Raw genomic sequence first — 15,800 nt, forward strand, 5'->3', positions numbered from 1 at the left:
GGACAATCAACACCTTTCGAGACCGTTTGTTAAAAATCGGGGGACGTGTCACTAAGCACGCCCGCAAGGTGATCTTGACGTTAGATAGCCGCATCCAAGAACAATTCGATGGTCTGTTCTGGCGAGCTTGGGAACGACTAAATGCTTTGTGGCAATAAAACAACGAAGTAGATTTTCAAAAAAATAGCAAAATCTGGCTGGTTTTAGTGTGCCCATTTTTCTCAAAAAACGCCCAATCGAAAAAAACACCCTGAAACCGTGCCAAGGTACTGGCAGTTTCAAGGTGATTTATCGTATTTTACTGATTTAGCTGTGGTTAAAAATTTAGTGCATGAATAATCCGGGTAGTAAACGCAGAAATACTGCCACAAGAAAAATTGACGTGCGAAAGTTCATTGCAATACTATTTTTAGCGTTGTTCGCACCGACTGTCGTGACGAATGGTAGCTTACAATTTTGGATAGTTCTAAAACTTGGATGGGTCTGGTTTGGAATTCTTACAGGCATAGCAGTGCTAATTTACATCAGACCAATTTATTATAAGGTTGTGTTCAGTGTCCTTTTTCTGGTTTTCATGATGTTTTTGTATCAAAAACAAGGTCCAGTACAGGGGAATGTAGCGCGCGTTGATCAGGGGAACAAGGTGCTGACTTACAGGACGGCGACACTTGGTGAAACGAGCTATTTTGGCACCGTGTATGATAAAAAGCTCTTTGGCCTAATGGGTTTAAAACAATATGACTTCAAATTCGTCGATTATGAAAGAGTTGATCACGAGCGTACTGCAAAGTGGGTCTATGAGAAAGCAAGTCGACGCTGAACAAGATAAGGGTCAGCAAATCGACTTATGTTGCCCCAAATAGCCAGAAACTAGCTATAATGTGGTTTTACGACATGGTGGTGACTGGAGATAGCGTTATGGAAGAAACACATTACTTAATTCGAGATGAATTGCTTAAGTTGAACGAGCAAGCAGTAGCTACATTAGGAGGCAATGCTGGCATTCAATCTCCACGAGCTTTTGAAGTTGTGATTGAACAGCCGAAGCAGGTTGTGTTTGGCCAGGAAGTTTATCCAACAATTTGGGTGAAAGCGGCCTATATGATGCAACAAATTATTAAGACGCCGGTATTTGTTGATGGCAGCAAGCGTACTGCGGGACTTGTGGTTTTGCGTTTCTTGCAGGAAAATGGGTATCAACCGATGGGTGAGGATTATAACGAAGTTGCACGGAATTTTATTTTGGAATTGGTTCAAAGTGATAATTCTGAAGAAACGATGATGTTAATCGCTAGGTGGTTGTCAAATCATTTTACGCAAAGCAAATGAGAGCTCGGGAGAAAAGTATGGCGAAAGTAATTGATGCATTTTCAGTTAGGGACATGACACTTGTTGCCTTGGATGAAAATTTGCCGATGGGTACGAAGATTGGCCAAGTTGTTCGTCTTAACGGCAAAGTCATTCACATAAGTGATATACCGTCACAGGAATCAAATCCGGTTCATAATGCGTTGATTTTGGGCGTTAAAGCAAACGTTGGGGATGAAATTATCTTTGAGGTAAACGGTCAGTAAGATTTGCTGCTGATGTCACGATAAAAATAAAGTTAGCTAAATGGGCGACGCTTTGATAAGGTGAAACAAAACCCATTTGGAGAGTGACTGACGTGTATGATAAGCAAAAATTGATTGACCTTGTATACGAAAACTCGGCAACTCACGAAACTTATCCATTCAATAAGTTCACATCACATGAAAAGATTATTTGGACTGTTATGAAGCACAATGGCAGCGACAAAATTACGGCGATGATTTTTGAGCATGAGGGTGTTTTGCACTTATCTTTGAAGTTGACGCCTGATCACGTGGACGAAATGATTAAAACACGTGGTGTAGACCGTGGCTATCATATGAATAAGCAGCATTGGGTGACGATTGCTGTTAACGATACTGACTTAACTGAGCAGGAAATCTTGGGGATGTTGGCAGAGAGCGATGCGCTTACCAAGTGATGGTCATAATTTCTTCTAACCTTTGTGGGAATATGAATATATTGCAAGAGGGAACGCAAAGAAAGAATTTATGATCAAACAAGTTTTGTTGGCAACAGTTGCGACGATGGGGATGTTTATGTATGCAACACAGTCAAATAAAGTCGTTGCAACTGACAATCCAAGTATCGGTGAAGTTTTGCCGGCCAACCCAACGGAGCGAGCTTGGGTGCTCGACGCGCAAACATATGGTGTCGATCACGCTATCCGCCCATTAGAGCAGGTTTTGAACGAACATCCAGATAAGCAGACTTGGGTATTGCATGACCAGGAAAATGGCGGGTTCTGGTTTGATTCAAATGAGAATGCGGTCGGAATTACTGGTTATAGGGACGTTGACGGTGTAAAAGTGCCAATGGCCCCTATCCACGTATATGGCAATCCAGATTCCGCGACGGTAGATGCAGCTATTCAGGCAGTTCATTTGTACTGTGATTAAGATAATATTGTTTTGGGGAATCGGTTCGCGACTGGTTCCTTTTTGTTATGCCGAAGTTGTTCAGCTTGACCAAGACAAACGCTTCTGTCATACTACACTTACTAAAAGAACACGGGGTAAGGTCCATTGCGCAATTAAGCTGATTTCATAATGATAGAAAGTTATCAATGAGATTGGTTTTAGTGTGGACTTTTGCGTGTTTGACGAACATGCTTTTTAGAGTGCCTCCAGTCTCATTGTGGTGAGATTGGAGGCTTTTATGTTACAAGGACAAATTCAAAATGTTGTAAAGACTATTGATGGTGAAAAACTGTTTGAGATTGATCATCTGACGATTCCGACCACAGGTGTTGTTGCGATTGTTGGTGAAAACGGTGCTGGCAAGACGACGTTGCTCAACATGTTGCAAGGTATTAATACGGATTATACTGGTCAGATTAATCTACCGGGGTATGTGGCGACAGTACCACAAATTAATGACATCGTGGGTGAATCTGGTGGTGAAATGACGCAACGTTTGATCCGCCAAGCAATTTCAGAACGACCTGATATTTTGATTCTAGATGAACCAACATCGCACTTGGATGTTGATCATCACGAATGGCTGGTGAAGACAATGCAACGGTTTAAAGGGCTGGTTATTGTCGTCTCTCACAATCGTGCTTTTTTGCGTGAGGTGGCGACTGCCGTTTGGTCGTTTGAAAATCGTACCGTTACCGCATTCAATGGTGGTTATGATGACTATTTGGCTGCTGCTGCTTCAAAACGAAGCGCTCAGATGCAAGTCTATAAGCAAGTCGCAAACGAAAAGAAACGATTAGCTCAGCGAGCGCAAACAGCCGGCGAAAAGTCGGCTCGAGCAAAGAAAATTAACCCCCACAAACACAGTCACGCTGAAATCGAGGCGATGAAATCGGGGTTAAATGGGGTTGAAAAAGGGTTTTCACAACAAAAGAAAGCGTTGAATAGTCGCATTGAACGTCTGGGCAAGGTCGAGAAACCTACTGATGCCACCAAACTAAAGTTGCAAAATCCACTGAATGTTCGACTGGGTAAACCAGTTGTAGCAGCCTTGAATATGACGGTGGCGCAAGCTGATAATGTTTTGCTTGAGAACGTGACGTTCAAAATTGAAACCGGTCACCGCGTTGCGATTGTTGGACCGAATGGATCGGGTAAATCAACGCTCATTCAGCACTTGTTATCAGGAGCACCCGGCGTAACACATGCTGATAATCTGCGAGTGAGTGTGGCCAACCAAGATTTAAGTCAGCTAGATACGACGAAAACGGCGTTGCAAAATGTCATGCTGACCAGCAGCGAGTCTGAGCAGGTAGCCCGTAATTTCTTAGGTGCGATGGGGATTCGCTTAATGCAGGTCAATGAAATGGTTGGCCAAATGAGTGGTGGTGAGCGCGTCCGTGTGGCTTTGGTGAAGGCGTTGCTACAGACAAGTGAGTTGTTGGTGTTGGATGAACCAACTAATTATTTTGACATTCCAGCCTTAGAAGCCTTAACGGCGTATCTACTGGAGACCCAACAAGCTGTCCTGTTCGTTTCGCACGATGAACAGTTTGTTGCTGATGTGGCGACTGATGTTTGGCAGATTGTTAATGGACGTTTGGTGCCACAAGACTAAAAGTGATATAACCTTTTCAAAACCCCAAAATGCGTGCATAATGTTACTTGCAAAAAATAAGTGGAGGGTTCTAACATGCGTTCTGAACAACCAGGTGGGTGCACAGCATAGTGTTGATGCTGTGGACTTTATCAAGTAAACATCGTCAGCACTCGTTAAATTCAACAATGATTACTGAATTTTGAGTCTGTACGAATGGAGTTATTATGTTTTACATTTTGGGATTATTAGGTGGTTTCGCGGTTTCAAACCAAAGCCCAATTAACGCGCGTTTGGGTGGTGCTTTGAAGTCACCATTCCGCGCTGCACTCTTGAGTTTTTCACTGGGTGTGATTTTCTTAGGAGCCATTGCATTTATTCAAAGCCCACATTTCTTGGGCGATATCATCGCGCTAACTAAGACAAACCAACCATGGTGGGTCTACTTAGCGGGAATCTTCTCGATGCTGTATCAAACGTCAAACATTCTCTTGTTTAAGAATGTTGGGGCGGTTAAGACGGTTGTCCTACCAACGCTAGGACAAGTTGTGATGTCAATGATGCTCCAAACCCTTGGTTGGGTCGGAGCAGAAACGGTTGCGTTGACGGCTGTTAAGGTCATCGGCGTTATCTTGGTTATGATTGGTGTGTTGGTTGCCGTCGTATTGAGTGCACGTTTGGAAAACAAGAACGGCTCAGCACCAAGCGGGTCGGTTTTCTGGCATGTTTGGGGAATTTTGACGGGAATGTTCGCGTCATTCCAACAAGCTATTACCGGACACTTGGGTCACTTGTTGGGTGCGCCAGTTGATGGGGCCTTTGTGTCATTCGTTGGTGCGTTGATTTTGCTAACGATTTTGGTTGCCGTAAAAGAACGACCATTCTTTAATCGTGAAGGTATGAAGGCATCGCCATGGTGGGCTTTCCTAGGTGGTATTCCTGGCTCACTATTCGTGTTCTTCATTGGAATCGTTGTGCCGGTACTTGGACCTGGAATGGGTGCCATCCTTGGTTTGATGGGTATGTTAATCGGAACCATCATCGTTCAACAATTTGGCTGGTATCAATCAGTTAAGAAGCGCGTTAATTATATGCAAATTCTCGGAATCATTATCATGGTTGTCGGGGTTGCATTGATTCAATTAGTTTAGAAATAACGCTTGGCCAGTAGGTGATTAATCATCTGCTGGCTTTTTGTGTTTGACACGTTTTGATTCACCCACGTATAATTAACTTACTATTAGAAAATAAGAGGACGATTAAATGACCAACGTACAAACAGAGATGTTGATCATTGGTGGGAGTGATGCTGGTATTTCAGCTGCACTACGCGCCCGTGAACTGAATGCCACGATTAAAATTACGATGATTTTGGCGGATGAATACCCAAACTTGTCAATTTGTGGCATTCCATATGCGGTCAGTAAAGAAGTGACCCAATGGCAAAATTTAGCGCACCGAACAGTAGATGATTTGAAGGCTTATGACATCGACTTTTACATGAATACATGGGCCACAGCGATCGATGCCGAGAAGCACACGGTGACGGCATTTCGTGGTGACGACCAATTGACGTTTACGTACGACAAGTTGATGGTTGGAACCGGGGCTGTGCCAAAGGAATTGCCAATTGCCGGTGAAGGCGCAGGTATCCATGTGTTGCATACAATGAGTGACTTCTTTGATATTGAAGCGCAATTGGTGCAACATCAACCAAAGCGTGCAGCAATTGTTGGCGCTGGTTATGTGGGTATCGAGATGGCAGAGGCGTTGACGCGACGCGATGTTTCGATGACGCTGGTACAACGTGGGTCTGAAGTGTTATCGACGGTTGAACCCGATCTGGCTGCTTCTGTACATGATGCATTGACTAATAATGGTGTCACGGTATTAACTGATGAAACGATTACTGAAATTCAAGCAACGGAAGCCGGGTACCAACTAATCGGGTCAACGACGGATGACGCATTCGATTTTGTCCTGGTCGTTGTGGGCGTTCGACCAAACAGTGAGCTGTTGGTCAATGCGGGTGCGACTGTTACCAATCAAAATGCGGTGGTGGTTGATGACCAGATGCGTACGAATCTCCCTGACGTGTATGCAGCAGGTGACTTGGTTCAGACCAAGCACCGCCTATTAGGTGCGACGTATTTGCCACTTGGTACAACGGCGCATAAACAAGGTCGCGTTGCCGGTGCTAATATTGTGGGTCGTGAGTCGCATTTTGCAGGAATCATCGGCTCGCAGGTTTTGCGTGCGTTTGATGTGATTGTGGCTCGTACAGGTTTATTGCCAAATGAGGCAACTGCAGCTGGCTTTACGCCAATCACGACAACTGCGGTCGTAGATGATCACAAGGGTTATTTCCCAGGTGCTGAAAAAATCACGATTCGTGTGACTGCAGACAAGGATTCACACAAAATTTTAGGTGCCCAATTGGTGGGTAAGTACGGTAGCGAAGTGGCGAAACGAGCGGATGTCTTTGCAACCGCAATTTATAACGACATGACGGTTGAAGCGTTTAGCGACTTGGATTTGACGTATTCGCCAGTTGTTGGTGCACCTTGTGATGCCGTTCAAGCAGCTGTACAAGTGTTAGAAACTGAATTATTGAAGTAGACGAAAAAAAGAGCGATTTAGTCGCTCTTTTTTTACGCCGTAATATTAGTCACCACCAGTTTTTTCTTACTGGCACGGTGGAGTGGAATGGTGATGTTTGATGGTGGTACACCCAACCATGCATATAGTTGATGGTCTAAACGTGTGGTTGACGTTAAGCGAATCCGGTTAGTCACCCACAATGTTATTGCCAAAATGATCAAGAAAATCCCGATAATAAAGCCGGCTAGATAAAACGTCCAATTTGAGACATCCCCAACTGGCTCAAAATGAATCAGGTGTGCCAAAGTCAGGGTCAGCGTAATAGCCAACCCACTAAACATCAATAGTTTTAGCGTAAATGGATCGGGTTCAGAATATTCAAAATATGTCGAGCAGACCATTTCTTTGACAACCAGGTACACACGATAACGATAAGCTTCATCATAGTTGAATTTATCGTAGTTAATCCAATTGTGGTTATGATACACACAAGCAATACCGAGAAAAAGGCGGTACCAAAATTCTTCTATGAAAGCAATTTCGGTCAGGGAAGCGTTACTTTCGTCCAACACGTCGAACCAATTCACGTTACCAGGTCCAGTACTTGTGGGCATCTTAGAAAATTGTTCCCGGAATTGTTCAGGGGTTAGGCCATGCGTTTTTTGCATAAAAATATGCAATAGCTGACCGTGTTCCCCAAAAACTTGTTCCGTTTGTTCTTTTAATTGCGCAATTTGTTCACTGAGGAGGACAGCCTTTTTAAGCTCAATTTTTGTAACAGTTGATTGCCTGACATCTTGCATGATAATAACCTCCACCTGCAGTATACGACGGTGCATTTTGTCAAAACATTTTGAGATTCGTGCTTTCCTGTATAAGGCAGACGGCAGTTTGCTTGAGCAATGCATCATTTTAAATAAAAAAACGAGCTACTAGAGCTCGTTTGGTTACTTACGAATAAATGACTGGTCAGACGCTGGCATGCCGTCCTTATCGCTAATGAAGCGTTCTACATGCATATGCAAATCATATTTCTCACGTAATTGTGCAATTTCAGTCATCATGGGTGATGCGTGGTGGGCATCAATTGCTGCTGGTCGCGCCATGCGTCAATCAACAAAATCGTTTCTGGGTCATCAAGTGGCTGAAAATACTCATAACGTTCGTTACCTGGAGTAGCACGAATACGATTGGCAACACCGGATTCAGTCATTTCTTTGGCGAATGCTTGGGCTGCACCATTTTCACCAGTGTAGTACAAGTTTACAGTAATGCTCATGTTTAATTACCCCCTGTACTCGCTATTATGACATATCACGAGTTGTGTTCGTCAATTCATCTTCTAGAAAATGGATAAATTCTTCGTGTAATGGTGACAAGAACGGGGTGTGAGTCCAAATCATTGAGCCAACTGAAACGTTTTTTGGTGAAAATGGCTTGAAGAGTAGTTCAGGAATGTTGATAACCCCCTCAATACCTACGAGCATAATATGATTATCAATCATTGGATACATACCGGAATTGCCGATTAAGTTGTACTTGAGGCGAATGTTCAAATCTGAGGCATTGAGGCCAAGTTCTTCCACTAGCGAATCGTTGAAAGATGATTGACGTGAAATTGTCAGCGGGTATTCCTTGAGCTGATCGGCAGTAATTGCTGATTCATTAGCCAGGGGATGATGCTTATTAATGAATACACCACGGACATCTTCGTCTGGAAAGTCGAGATAATCGTACGATGCCTTTTGGGTGAAATCGAGCGCAAAAAGGAAATCTAGTTCGCCTTGGTTAAGTCGATCTAGTAAGTCGGTTGTGGAGCCAGAAATGACTGTGAAAGTCACATTCGGATAAGCATGTTGCATGGCTGAAATTGCCTTAATTGCGTGGTTGAACATTTTAGTTTCCGCTGCACCAATCGTGATGACACCGGCAATCGCGTCTTTTGATTGTAGATTAGTGACTGTTTTATCAGCGATAGCAATTAAGTCTTCGGCTTGCTTTGCCAAATAGATGCCCTCAGGGGTTAAGGAAACGGGTTTATGCTCACGGTTAATGAGTGTCACACCTAATTCAGTTTCCAGCAACTTTAGTTGGCGCGATAAAGCGGGTTGTGTAACGTTGAGTTTAGCTGCAGCGGCGGTCAAGGTACCGGTGTGGGCAACCTCTAGAAAATATCGTAAAACGCGGAGTTCCATATCATTACCTTTCGTTATAGTTGTCCATAAATACAAAGCATTGGTAATGGTTATTATAGCGCAATATACTGGAGTCATAAAGCAGTGGAGGTGGAAATGATGACATTAACAACAACACAACAAGAAACGTTTGCGCAGGCTGATGACTTTCATATCGCACCTTATCGTGCAGATGGCACCACGCCAGGCACGTTAACGTGGATTTGGTCCGTCGTAGTTGATGGTGACCTTTACGTGCGAGCTTGGAATGGTCAACAGTCACGATGGTATAACGCCGCTAAAGATCAGGGCGCTGGCAAGATTATGATTGCCGGTAATGAATACACGGTTGCATTTGAACTCGTGCCGGTCACTGGTCATGAAGCGCTACAAGATGAAATTGATGACGCTTACCGTACGAAATACGCGGGTAGCCAGTACATGCCACCAATGATTGCAGACGGTCCACGAAATGCAACGGTGCGCGTGATTCTTAAATAAACGGAGGACATTAGTATGACGATTTTTGATGAAACCTATACTTTGAACAATGGCGTCAAGATTCCAAAGATTGGTTTTGGGACTTGGATGATTGAAGATAATGATGATGCAGCCAAGGCAGTCGAGACAGCGATTAAAGTTGGTTACCGTCATATCGATACTGCCGAAGCATACGGCAATGAAATCGGTGTCGGTCGTGGTGTTCGCCACGCCGGTGTGCCACGTGAAGACATTTTTGTGACGACTAAGTTGCAAGCTGAATTTAAGAACTACGAGGAGGCAGTTGCCGCAATCGATCGTTCACTAACCGATTTGAATTTCGATTACATTGATATGATGATTATTCACTCACCAAAGCCTTGGGTTGAATTCCAAAATGATGAGCGTTTCTTTGAAGGCAATTTGGCAGCCTGGCGTGCGCTATCTGAAGCCCAAGCTGCTGGTAAGATTCGTGCAATCGGTGTGTCAAACTTCGATGAAATTGACTTGCAGAATATCCTTGATAACAGTGATGTGAAGCCGGCAGTTAATCAAGTTTTGGCGCACATTGGTAATGTACCATTTAGCGTGTTCGAGTATGCCCAAAAGCATGACATTCAAATTGAAGCTTACTCACCATTCGGTCACGGTGAAATGTTGAAGAACGAAAACCTGCAACAAATTGCTGACAAGTACGGCGTTTCTGTTGCGCAATTGGGTATGCGCTACTTGTTGCAACTGAACACATTGCCATTACCAAAAGCAACGTCTGAGGCACACATGATTGCAAATGCAACAGTGGACTTCGCGATTTCTGATGACGATATGACGTTGTTGAACAAGGTGACGTTTAACGACTATGGCGAATTTAGTGGCTTCCCGGTTTACGGTGGCACGTTGGATTAGAGGTGGACATCATGGCAGAAAAAGTAACAGCAGGACATGACGCACTTGGAGAATTTGCACCCAAGTTTGCGGAACTGAATGATGAGGTTTTGTTTGGTCAAGTCTGGGCGCGTGAAGCTGAATTGTCAGCCCGTGATCGTTCATTAACGACCATTACAGCATTGATTTCAACTGGTGCTTTTGAGCAATTGCCATTTCACATGGCGAAGGCCAAGGACAATGGCTTGACCGCTGATGAAGCGGCTGAAATTATTACGCAATTGGCGTTTTACGTTGGTTGGCCAAAAGCGTGGTCAGCGTTCAATATTGCAAAAGAAGTATTCGGAGAAAAGTAATGGCAAAGTACGAAGAAATTAAGCAAGGGACGATTTTCCCAGAGGGTGTTTTGAATCCATACGGGGAATTCTTTGTGGGTGATACGTACCTAACGAATTTGGTGACGTCACCTGATGATAAAATCGGGGTTGGCTCAGTATCGTTTGAGCCAGGTTCACGTAATAACTGGCACATTCACCATGACGGGTACCAAATTTTGCTTGTCACTGCTGGTGAAGGTTGGTATCAAGAAGAAGGTCAACCGGCGCAATCATTGAAGGCAGGTGATACGATTGTGACCAAAGATGGTGTGAAGCACTGGCACGGCGCGAAGAGGGATAGCTGGTTTGAGCACATTGCGATTACGGCTGGAACACCTGAATGGCTTGAGCCCGTTTCTGACGAGTTATATGATGCCTTATAAATTAACAATTAACGTCTATGCAATTGCGTAGGCATTTTTTTACATGCAAGAAAATTTTTACCGTAGACCTGAAAGGCATACCGGATAGGTGAATGATGAGTAAGTGTCTCCACTAAACATGTTAATATTTTCATGTTTAGGAAGGGGGATGAACATATGATTAATACAATCGTGTCTACGACGATTCTTTATTGGACGACTGCGATCGATTTGCTATTAATTCTATTAACATTATTTGCGATGTATCCAACGAAAACAGAACACCGTCAAATTTTGATTGGACAGGTAATGGGGTCAACAATTTTGGTGATGGTACCAATGTTGTTTGCGTTTGTTTTTAAATTTATACCGGCGGATTGGATACTTGGGTTTTTGGGGTTTGTGCCAATTGCGTTCGGTATTCGTTACTTGTTTGCAGCGTGTGAGGCAGATGAAAATGCACGCAAGATTGCGCGAGAACGCGAAGATAAATCACTCGTCTTAACGATGATGATAATTGCGTTGTCTAGCTGCTTGCCGGATAATATCGGGTTATTTACACCGTACATGACAACGCTATCGGCTGGACGGTTGGTAATTGCGTTAGCAACATTCATGGTGAACATTTTATTTTTGGCCTTCGCTAGCCAAAATTTGGCAAAGATTCCAAAAATTGGGGAAGTGTTTGGGCGGTTTGGTCGTTGGATTACAGCGCTCGTCTACATCATACTTGGCGTACTGGTCATTGTTGAAGCCGGCACGATGTCGCACATTTTGAACTTATAACACATTGGCGTTCGTTATCATTAACGGGCGTTTTTGTTGCATATGCAACAAAAACGAGATATGATAATTTCTGAGGATGACACAATGACGAGTAATTTAAGAGAAATCGGAATGATTGCCAGATCCTTGGATTCAATTAGTAATGTTGAGTTCAAGTCATTTAACCTGACGAAGGGTCAGTATTTGTATTTAGCACGCATTGCGGAGAATCCCGGCATCATCCAGGAAGAGCTTTCTGAGATGATTATGGTTGATCGCACCACTGTTGCGCGTGCCGTTAAGAAGCTACTCGCGGACGGTATGATTGTGAAGCGTGACAGCGCAGAAAACTTGAAGATTAAGCATTTGGAAGTGACGGATAAAGGTCGTGAACTGTATGACGTTATCAAACGTGAAAATGATTATTCGGAGACGATAGCGCTGCAAGGATTTACAGCAGATGAGGTGCAAACACTGAATAACCTGTTACACCGAATGCGCGAGAATGTTGCGACTGACTGGAATGCTGTGAAGAAAGGCCATCAACGAGAGTACTAGGAGAGACACATGACGACAACACTTAAGCGACTAACTGTAGCTGATGTAAATGAGCTACGTGAGATTTCAATTGAAACGTTTACGGATACATTCGGTGCCCAAAACACACCTGAAAATTTGCGTGATTATTTGGCTGATGCATATCAAGAATCGGTGCTTGCAGAAGAATTAGAAAATGTCGGTTCGTTATTCTATTTCGTGATGGTAGATGATGAAGTTGCGGGCTATTTGAAGTTGAACGTTGGGGATGCCCAGTCTGAGGAAATGGGTGAGACAGCGCTCGAAGTTGAACGCATCTATGTTCGTAAAAGTTTCCAACGCCGTGGATTGGGGCGCGTCTTCATTACTGAGGCTGAAAAAGTTGCCAATGAGCTGAATAAGGATCGCATTTGGCTTGGCGTTTGGGAGTACAACCCGAATGCGATTGCTTTCTACGAGAAGATGGGTTTCTCAAGGACTGGTGAGTCACACGATTTCTACATGGGTACAGATCGTCAGACTGATATCTTGATGGCCAAGGAATTGTAAGTGTAAACGAAAAACCTGCTGATTTAGATTCAGCAGGTTTTTCTGTTAACGCAGTGCTTGCTGGGTCATTAAGGTGACGTTCGCGAGTACCGTTTCATCATTAAGTTGGGTCTGGAACTTATATTGTGACATGAAATGAATCATCAGTTGGCCTGCAATAATGCGAAGCAAATCATAGCCGGTTAACTGCGGATTAATAGATGAATCACTACGCATTAGGCCTTGCAAAATTGTCGTTATATGACTTAACTTTGGGCCAATTTCGCTAATCATATGCTCCCTGAGAGTCGCGCTAGCCAGGGCTTCGTTTACCAATACTTGAATCACTTCGTTATTCTGTTGCATGAATGACCAACGATCAGACACAATGAATGTGATGACGTCATTGATAGTGGTTGCTTTATCTTGAACAGATGTGACGAATTGCTCACTGACATTGGGCACTAGTTGTTCAAGTAGTGGTGCCAGAATCGCATCCAGCAACGCGTTTTTATTTTTAAAGTGCTTGAACATGGTCGCATCACTGAGACCAGCTTCTTTGGCAATCGCAGCGGTAGAGGTTGCATGGAAGCCGTTTTGTGCAAATAGGCTTACTGCGGCACGTAGAATACGGCGTTTGCCATCGGGCATGTCAGTGGTTGTTAGCCATTCATCAAAACTTAAAACTTGATCAGTCATGTTAAATTACACCTTTCGATAACGCTTTAGGCCAACAATGTTGCCAATCGTTAAAATGATAATAAAAATTATCAAAGCAAGCAAATTACCGGCAATGTCAGAGAAGTTGGCTTCTTTGAGGATGACATCGGTCAAAGCGGATGCCGCGTACTTCATTGGTAACAAGTTAGCTAACCATTGCGCCCAGTCGGCCATGGCATGTAAATCAATCAAGCCAGAAAAGAAAATTTGTGGTACGACAACTAGTGGGATAAATTGCATCATTTGGAATTCGGATTGTGCAAATGTTGACATGAAAATTCCCAACGCCAAGGCAACCAAAGCCAACAAAAGGGTCGTTAAGATGACTAAGAAAATTGAACCAGCGACTTGAACGTTTAAGACGTTAATCGTGAACAAGACGATTAACAAAGTCTGCACAACGGCCACCAAACCATAACTAATTAAGTAGCCAGTGACAATCTCGGCACGGCGTACTGGGGTTGCTAGCAAACGTTCGAGTGTACCGGATGTACGTTCCTTCAATAAGGCCATCCCCGAAATCAAGAAGACAAAGAAGAACACGAAGAACCCCATCAAAATCGGCATCATCTTATCAAAGAAAGTTGAATTAGCATTACCGTAATTGTACGTGTTCAATATTCTAGGTGTTTGCTCAGAGACTTCTTTTGTTTGCGCAGCAGCCGGTAAGCTGGCTTCTAAGGATTTTAGCGCATCCGCCATACCAGTAATATTTGATTTGGTGATGGCACCTTGTAAGGCCATCTTCGCTAATGCGGTTTTTGAAACATCCGTGTTGGCATAAGTTACGTGGTAGGTGTTATCTGAATAATCAATGATTGCATCAACGCGTTCAGCTTCCAAAGCCTGTTTAGATGATGCCGTAGAATCGTAAGCCTTAACGGAAACGTGCTTTGTAGCATCAAGGTTGTTTTAAATTGCGGTTGGCACTTGGACTGTCGCAATTGAACTTGTTGCCGTGGTATTAACATTAAAGACGTAACTCATTAGTGCGAGCACCAATAAAGGCGCCACAAACAACAAGGCGAGGGTGCGTTTGTCGCGAATAAATTCAGTTAAAACGCGTTTGGCGATTGCAAATGTTTTCATCGTTGGGCCTCCGCTTTCAAAAAGACGTGTTCAATTGAATCAACACCGTATTGTTGTTCTAAGGCCTTTGGTGCATCGTTTGCAATCACAGACCCGCCAAGTAGTAGGGCAACACGATCGGTTAGCTCCGCTTCATCCATGACGTGAGTGGTTACCAAAATGGCACGACCCTCATCACGTAGTCGTGTTAATTCCGCCCAAATTTTTTGGCGCAATGATGGATCGATCCCAACAGTTGGCTCATCTAGTACTAATAGTTCAGGTGCACCGAGCAGGGCGATGGCCAATGATAGCCGCCGCTTCATACCACCAGAATAACCACTGACGCGTTTGTCTAAATCACTGGTCAAATCAACCACTTCGGCAACGTGATTGATTTCTGTTGCCACATCGTGCGTCACATTTTTCATCTTGGCAAAGAAGGCGAGATTTTCACGACCACTTAAAGCGTCATAAAGCGCGTCGGTCTGTGCCATGTAACCGATATTAGCCAGTAATTCACGATTGGGCATCACTGTGTCGAAAACAGTTGCTTGGCCGCCATCAGCTTTTTTCATACCAAGCGTAATCCTAATGATTGTTGATTTACCGGTGCCTGATGGCCCGATTAGACCAACGATTTCGCCGCCGTGGACTTGAAAAGACACGTCCTTTAAAACGGGCTGCGAACCAAACGATTTTTTGACGTCAGATAGGTTGATGATTTCTTGAGCCATAGTCATATTATCCTTCTTGTAAATTTGGTAAGTAAGTGATTACTTACCTATTCAAGGATAGTATACCGCAATCAAATGAAGGTGCAAGGATTTATGCAATAAAAAAGCCTCACATGACTGTGAAGCTAGAGTCTGCTCTATAAGAATGTAATTGCCAAGCCGACAAATTCGATCATCCAAATGAATGGCCAGCCGATTCCTTTGAAGAAACTTTTAACCACGCCACCAAATGTGACATGACCAGCGTTTTTACGGATGTAGTTGATAATGCCAACGATACCTGAAATCACAAGAACTACGGCTAAAATGATGACCCCGTATGTCAAAATTGTTTGAATGGATAGCATGATTGGTTCCTCCTGAACTGATTTATTTGCCGTTAGGATACACTAGGCGAGGCGAGTTGTCAGTCCTGTCAGGGGCAAAGTGCTGGAAATGGCACAAATTGACATGTATTTT

At 43.7% G+C, this 15,800-nt stretch carries 19 protein-coding genes and 2 pseudogenes; 14 read left to right on the forward strand and 7 right to left on the reverse strand.

Features of this window, described 5'->3' with window-relative positions:
• The first annotated feature begins 918 nt into the window (after positions 1–918).
• From C6P11_RS05060 to C6P11_RS05090, 7 genes are all read left to right on the forward strand, one after another.
• Positions 919–1,329, forward strand: a complete 411-nt coding sequence (locus C6P11_RS05060) for a type II toxin-antitoxin system death-on-curing family toxin (protein ID WP_135519139.1) — start codon at positions 919–921, stop codon at positions 1,327–1,329.
• Between the two features lie 17 nt (positions 1,330–1,346).
• The gene (locus tag C6P11_RS05065) at positions 1,347–1,574 is read left to right on the forward strand and encodes a hypothetical protein (RefSeq protein WP_135519143.1); all 228 of its coding nucleotides are present in this window, start codon (positions 1,347–1,349) and stop codon (positions 1,572–1,574) included.
• A 92-nt stretch (positions 1,575–1,666) separates the two neighbouring features.
• On the forward strand, positions 1,667–2,011 hold the full coding sequence (locus C6P11_RS05070; protein WP_135519146.1) for an MmcQ/YjbR family DNA-binding protein: 345 nt from the start codon (positions 1,667–1,669) through the stop codon (positions 2,009–2,011).
• Between the two features lie 70 nt (positions 2,012–2,081).
• Positions 2,082–2,489, forward strand: coding sequence for a hypothetical protein (locus C6P11_RS05075; RefSeq protein ID WP_135519148.1), 408 nt, complete (start codon positions 2,082–2,084; stop codon positions 2,487–2,489).
• 259 nt (positions 2,490–2,748) lie between these two features.
• Positions 2,749–4,128: a ribosomal protection-like ABC-F family protein gene (gene abc-f, locus C6P11_RS05080; protein WP_135519151.1), complete on the forward strand. Its 1,380-nt coding sequence runs from the start codon at positions 2,749–2,751 to the stop codon at positions 4,126–4,128.
• A gap of 206 nt (positions 4,129–4,334) precedes the next feature.
• Positions 4,335–5,258: a DMT family transporter gene (locus C6P11_RS05085; protein WP_135519154.1), complete on the forward strand. Its 924-nt coding sequence runs from the start codon at positions 4,335–4,337 to the stop codon at positions 5,256–5,258.
• Positions 5,259–5,370: 112 nt separating this feature from the next.
• Positions 5,371–6,726: an FAD-dependent oxidoreductase gene (locus tag C6P11_RS05090; RefSeq protein ID WP_135519157.1), complete on the forward strand. Its 1,356-nt coding sequence runs from the start codon at positions 5,371–5,373 to the stop codon at positions 6,724–6,726.
• A gap of 32 nt (positions 6,727–6,758) precedes the next feature.
• Here C6P11_RS05090 and C6P11_RS05095 read toward each other — a convergent pair whose 3' ends face one another.
• The 3 genes and pseudogenes from C6P11_RS05095 to C6P11_RS05105 form a co-directional block, all read right to left on the reverse strand.
• The gene (locus tag C6P11_RS05095) at positions 6,759–7,511 is read right to left on the reverse strand and encodes a hypothetical protein (RefSeq protein ID WP_135519160.1); all 753 of its coding nucleotides are present in this window, start codon (positions 7,509–7,511) and stop codon (positions 6,759–6,761) included.
• 144 nt (positions 7,512–7,655) lie between these two features.
• Positions 7,656–7,987, reverse strand: a pseudogene (locus C6P11_RS05100) (putative quinol monooxygenase).
• A gap of 25 nt (positions 7,988–8,012) precedes the next feature.
• Positions 8,013–8,903 carry a LysR family transcriptional regulator gene (locus tag C6P11_RS05105; protein WP_135519163.1) on the reverse strand — a complete coding sequence of 297 codons (891 nt, stop codon included), beginning with the start codon at positions 8,901–8,903 and terminating at the stop codon, positions 8,013–8,015.
• Positions 8,904–9,002: 99 nt separating this feature from the next.
• Here C6P11_RS05105 and C6P11_RS05110 point away from each other — a divergent pair, with 99 nt between their 5' ends.
• From C6P11_RS05110 to C6P11_RS05140, 7 genes are all read left to right on the forward strand, one after another.
• Positions 9,003–9,383: a DUF2255 family protein gene (locus C6P11_RS05110; protein WP_135519222.1), complete on the forward strand. Its 381-nt coding sequence runs from the start codon at positions 9,003–9,005 to the stop codon at positions 9,381–9,383.
• 21 nt (positions 9,384–9,404) lie between these two features.
• Positions 9,405–10,268 (forward strand): aldo/keto reductase, encoded by an 864-nt coding sequence (locus C6P11_RS05115; RefSeq protein ID WP_167849534.1) that lies wholly within the window; start codon positions 9,405–9,407, stop codon positions 10,266–10,268.
• 11 nt (positions 10,269–10,279) lie between these two features.
• Positions 10,280–10,603, forward strand: a complete 324-nt coding sequence (locus tag C6P11_RS05120) for a carboxymuconolactone decarboxylase family protein (RefSeq protein ID WP_135519169.1) — start codon at positions 10,280–10,282, stop codon at positions 10,601–10,603.
• Positions 10,603–11,007, forward strand: coding sequence for a cupin domain-containing protein (locus C6P11_RS05125; RefSeq protein WP_135519172.1), 405 nt, complete (start codon positions 10,603–10,605; stop codon positions 11,005–11,007). The genes C6P11_RS05120 and C6P11_RS05125 overlap by 1 nt, the downstream gene beginning before the upstream one ends.
• Before the next feature lie 156 nt (positions 11,008–11,163).
• Positions 11,164–11,772 carry a cadmium resistance transporter gene (locus tag C6P11_RS05130; protein ID WP_135519175.1) on the forward strand — a complete coding sequence of 203 codons (609 nt, stop codon included), beginning with the start codon at positions 11,164–11,166 and terminating at the stop codon, positions 11,770–11,772.
• A gap of 84 nt (positions 11,773–11,856) precedes the next feature.
• Entirely contained in the window at positions 11,857–12,309 is a 453-nt protein-coding gene (locus C6P11_RS05135) for a MarR family winged helix-turn-helix transcriptional regulator (protein ID WP_135519225.1), read from the forward strand.
• 9 nt (positions 12,310–12,318) lie between these two features.
• Positions 12,319–12,837 (forward strand): GNAT family N-acetyltransferase, encoded by a 519-nt coding sequence (locus tag C6P11_RS05140; protein WP_135519178.1) that lies wholly within the window; start codon positions 12,319–12,321, stop codon positions 12,835–12,837.
• Positions 12,838–12,882: 45 nt separating this feature from the next.
• On the opposite strand, the gene C6P11_RS05145 is transcribed toward C6P11_RS05140, so the two are convergent.
• The 4 genes and pseudogenes from C6P11_RS05145 to C6P11_RS05160 form a co-directional block, all read right to left on the reverse strand.
• Complete coding sequence (locus C6P11_RS05145; protein ID WP_135519181.1) at positions 12,883–13,515, reverse strand: TetR/AcrR family transcriptional regulator; 633 nt, start codon at positions 13,513–13,515, stop codon at positions 12,883–12,885.
• 6 nt (positions 13,516–13,521) lie between these two features.
• Positions 13,522–14,625: pseudogene (locus tag C6P11_RS05150) on the reverse strand (ABC transporter permease).
• Complete coding sequence (locus tag C6P11_RS05155; protein WP_135519228.1) at positions 14,622–15,341, reverse strand: ABC transporter ATP-binding protein; 720 nt, start codon at positions 15,339–15,341, stop codon at positions 14,622–14,624. Before C6P11_RS05155 ends, C6P11_RS05150 begins: the two are co-directional and overlap by 4 nt.
• 137 nt (positions 15,342–15,478) lie before the next feature.
• Complete coding sequence (locus tag C6P11_RS05160) at positions 15,479–15,688, reverse strand: hypothetical protein (protein ID WP_135519184.1); 210 nt, start codon at positions 15,686–15,688, stop codon at positions 15,479–15,481.
• Positions 15,689–15,800: the final 112 nt, after the last annotated feature.

It is taken from the genome of Weissella confusa (assembly GCF_004766315.1).
GTDB lineage: Bacteria > Bacillota > Bacilli > Lactobacillales > Lactobacillaceae > Weissella > Weissella confusa_A.

Coding starts and splice junctions, on each gene's coding strand:
- C6P11_RS05145 (WP_135519181.1), bottom strand. CDS start 13,515: ATGACTGATCAAGTTTTAAGTTTTGATGAATGGCTAACAACCACTGAC.
- C6P11_RS05090 (WP_135519157.1), top strand. CDS start 5,371: ATGACCAACGTACAAACAGAGATGTTGATCATTGGTGGGAGTGATGCT.
- C6P11_RS05135 (WP_135519225.1), top strand. CDS start 11,857: ATGACGAGTAATTTAAGAGAAATCGGAATGATTGCCAGATCCTTGGAT.
- abc-f (WP_135519151.1), top strand. CDS start 2,749: ATGTTACAAGGACAAATTCAAAATGTTGTAAAGACTATTGATGGTGAA.
- C6P11_RS05110 (WP_135519222.1), top strand. CDS start 9,003: ATGACATTAACAACAACACAACAAGAAACGTTTGCGCAGGCTGATGAC.
- C6P11_RS05140 (WP_135519178.1), top strand. CDS start 12,319: ATGACGACAACACTTAAGCGACTAACTGTAGCTGATGTAAATGAGCTA.
- C6P11_RS05075 (WP_135519148.1), top strand. CDS start 2,082: ATGATCAAACAAGTTTTGTTGGCAACAGTTGCGACGATGGGGATGTTT.
- C6P11_RS05160 (WP_135519184.1), bottom strand. CDS start 15,688: ATGCTATCCATTCAAACAATTTTGACATACGGGGTCATCATTTTAGCC.
- C6P11_RS05130 (WP_135519175.1), top strand. CDS start 11,164: ATGATTAATACAATCGTGTCTACGACGATTCTTTATTGGACGACTGCG.
- C6P11_RS05060 (WP_135519139.1), top strand. CDS start 919: ATGGAAGAAACACATTACTTAATTCGAGATGAATTGCTTAAGTTGAAC.
- C6P11_RS05095 (WP_135519160.1), bottom strand. CDS start 7,511: ATGCAAGATGTCAGGCAATCAACTGTTACAAAAATTGAGCTTAAAAAG.
- C6P11_RS05085 (WP_135519154.1), top strand. CDS start 4,335: ATGTTTTACATTTTGGGATTATTAGGTGGTTTCGCGGTTTCAAACCAA.
- C6P11_RS05155 (WP_135519228.1), bottom strand. CDS start 15,341: ATGGCTCAAGAAATCATCAACCTATCTGACGTCAAAAAATCGTTTGGT.
- C6P11_RS05125 (WP_135519172.1), top strand. CDS start 10,603: ATGGCAAAGTACGAAGAAATTAAGCAAGGGACGATTTTCCCAGAGGGT.
- C6P11_RS05065 (WP_135519143.1), top strand. CDS start 1,347: ATGGCGAAAGTAATTGATGCATTTTCAGTTAGGGACATGACACTTGTT.
- C6P11_RS05120 (WP_135519169.1), top strand. CDS start 10,280: ATGGCAGAAAAAGTAACAGCAGGACATGACGCACTTGGAGAATTTGCA.
- C6P11_RS05105 (WP_135519163.1), bottom strand. CDS start 8,903: ATGGAACTCCGCGTTTTACGATATTTTCTAGAGGTTGCCCACACCGGT.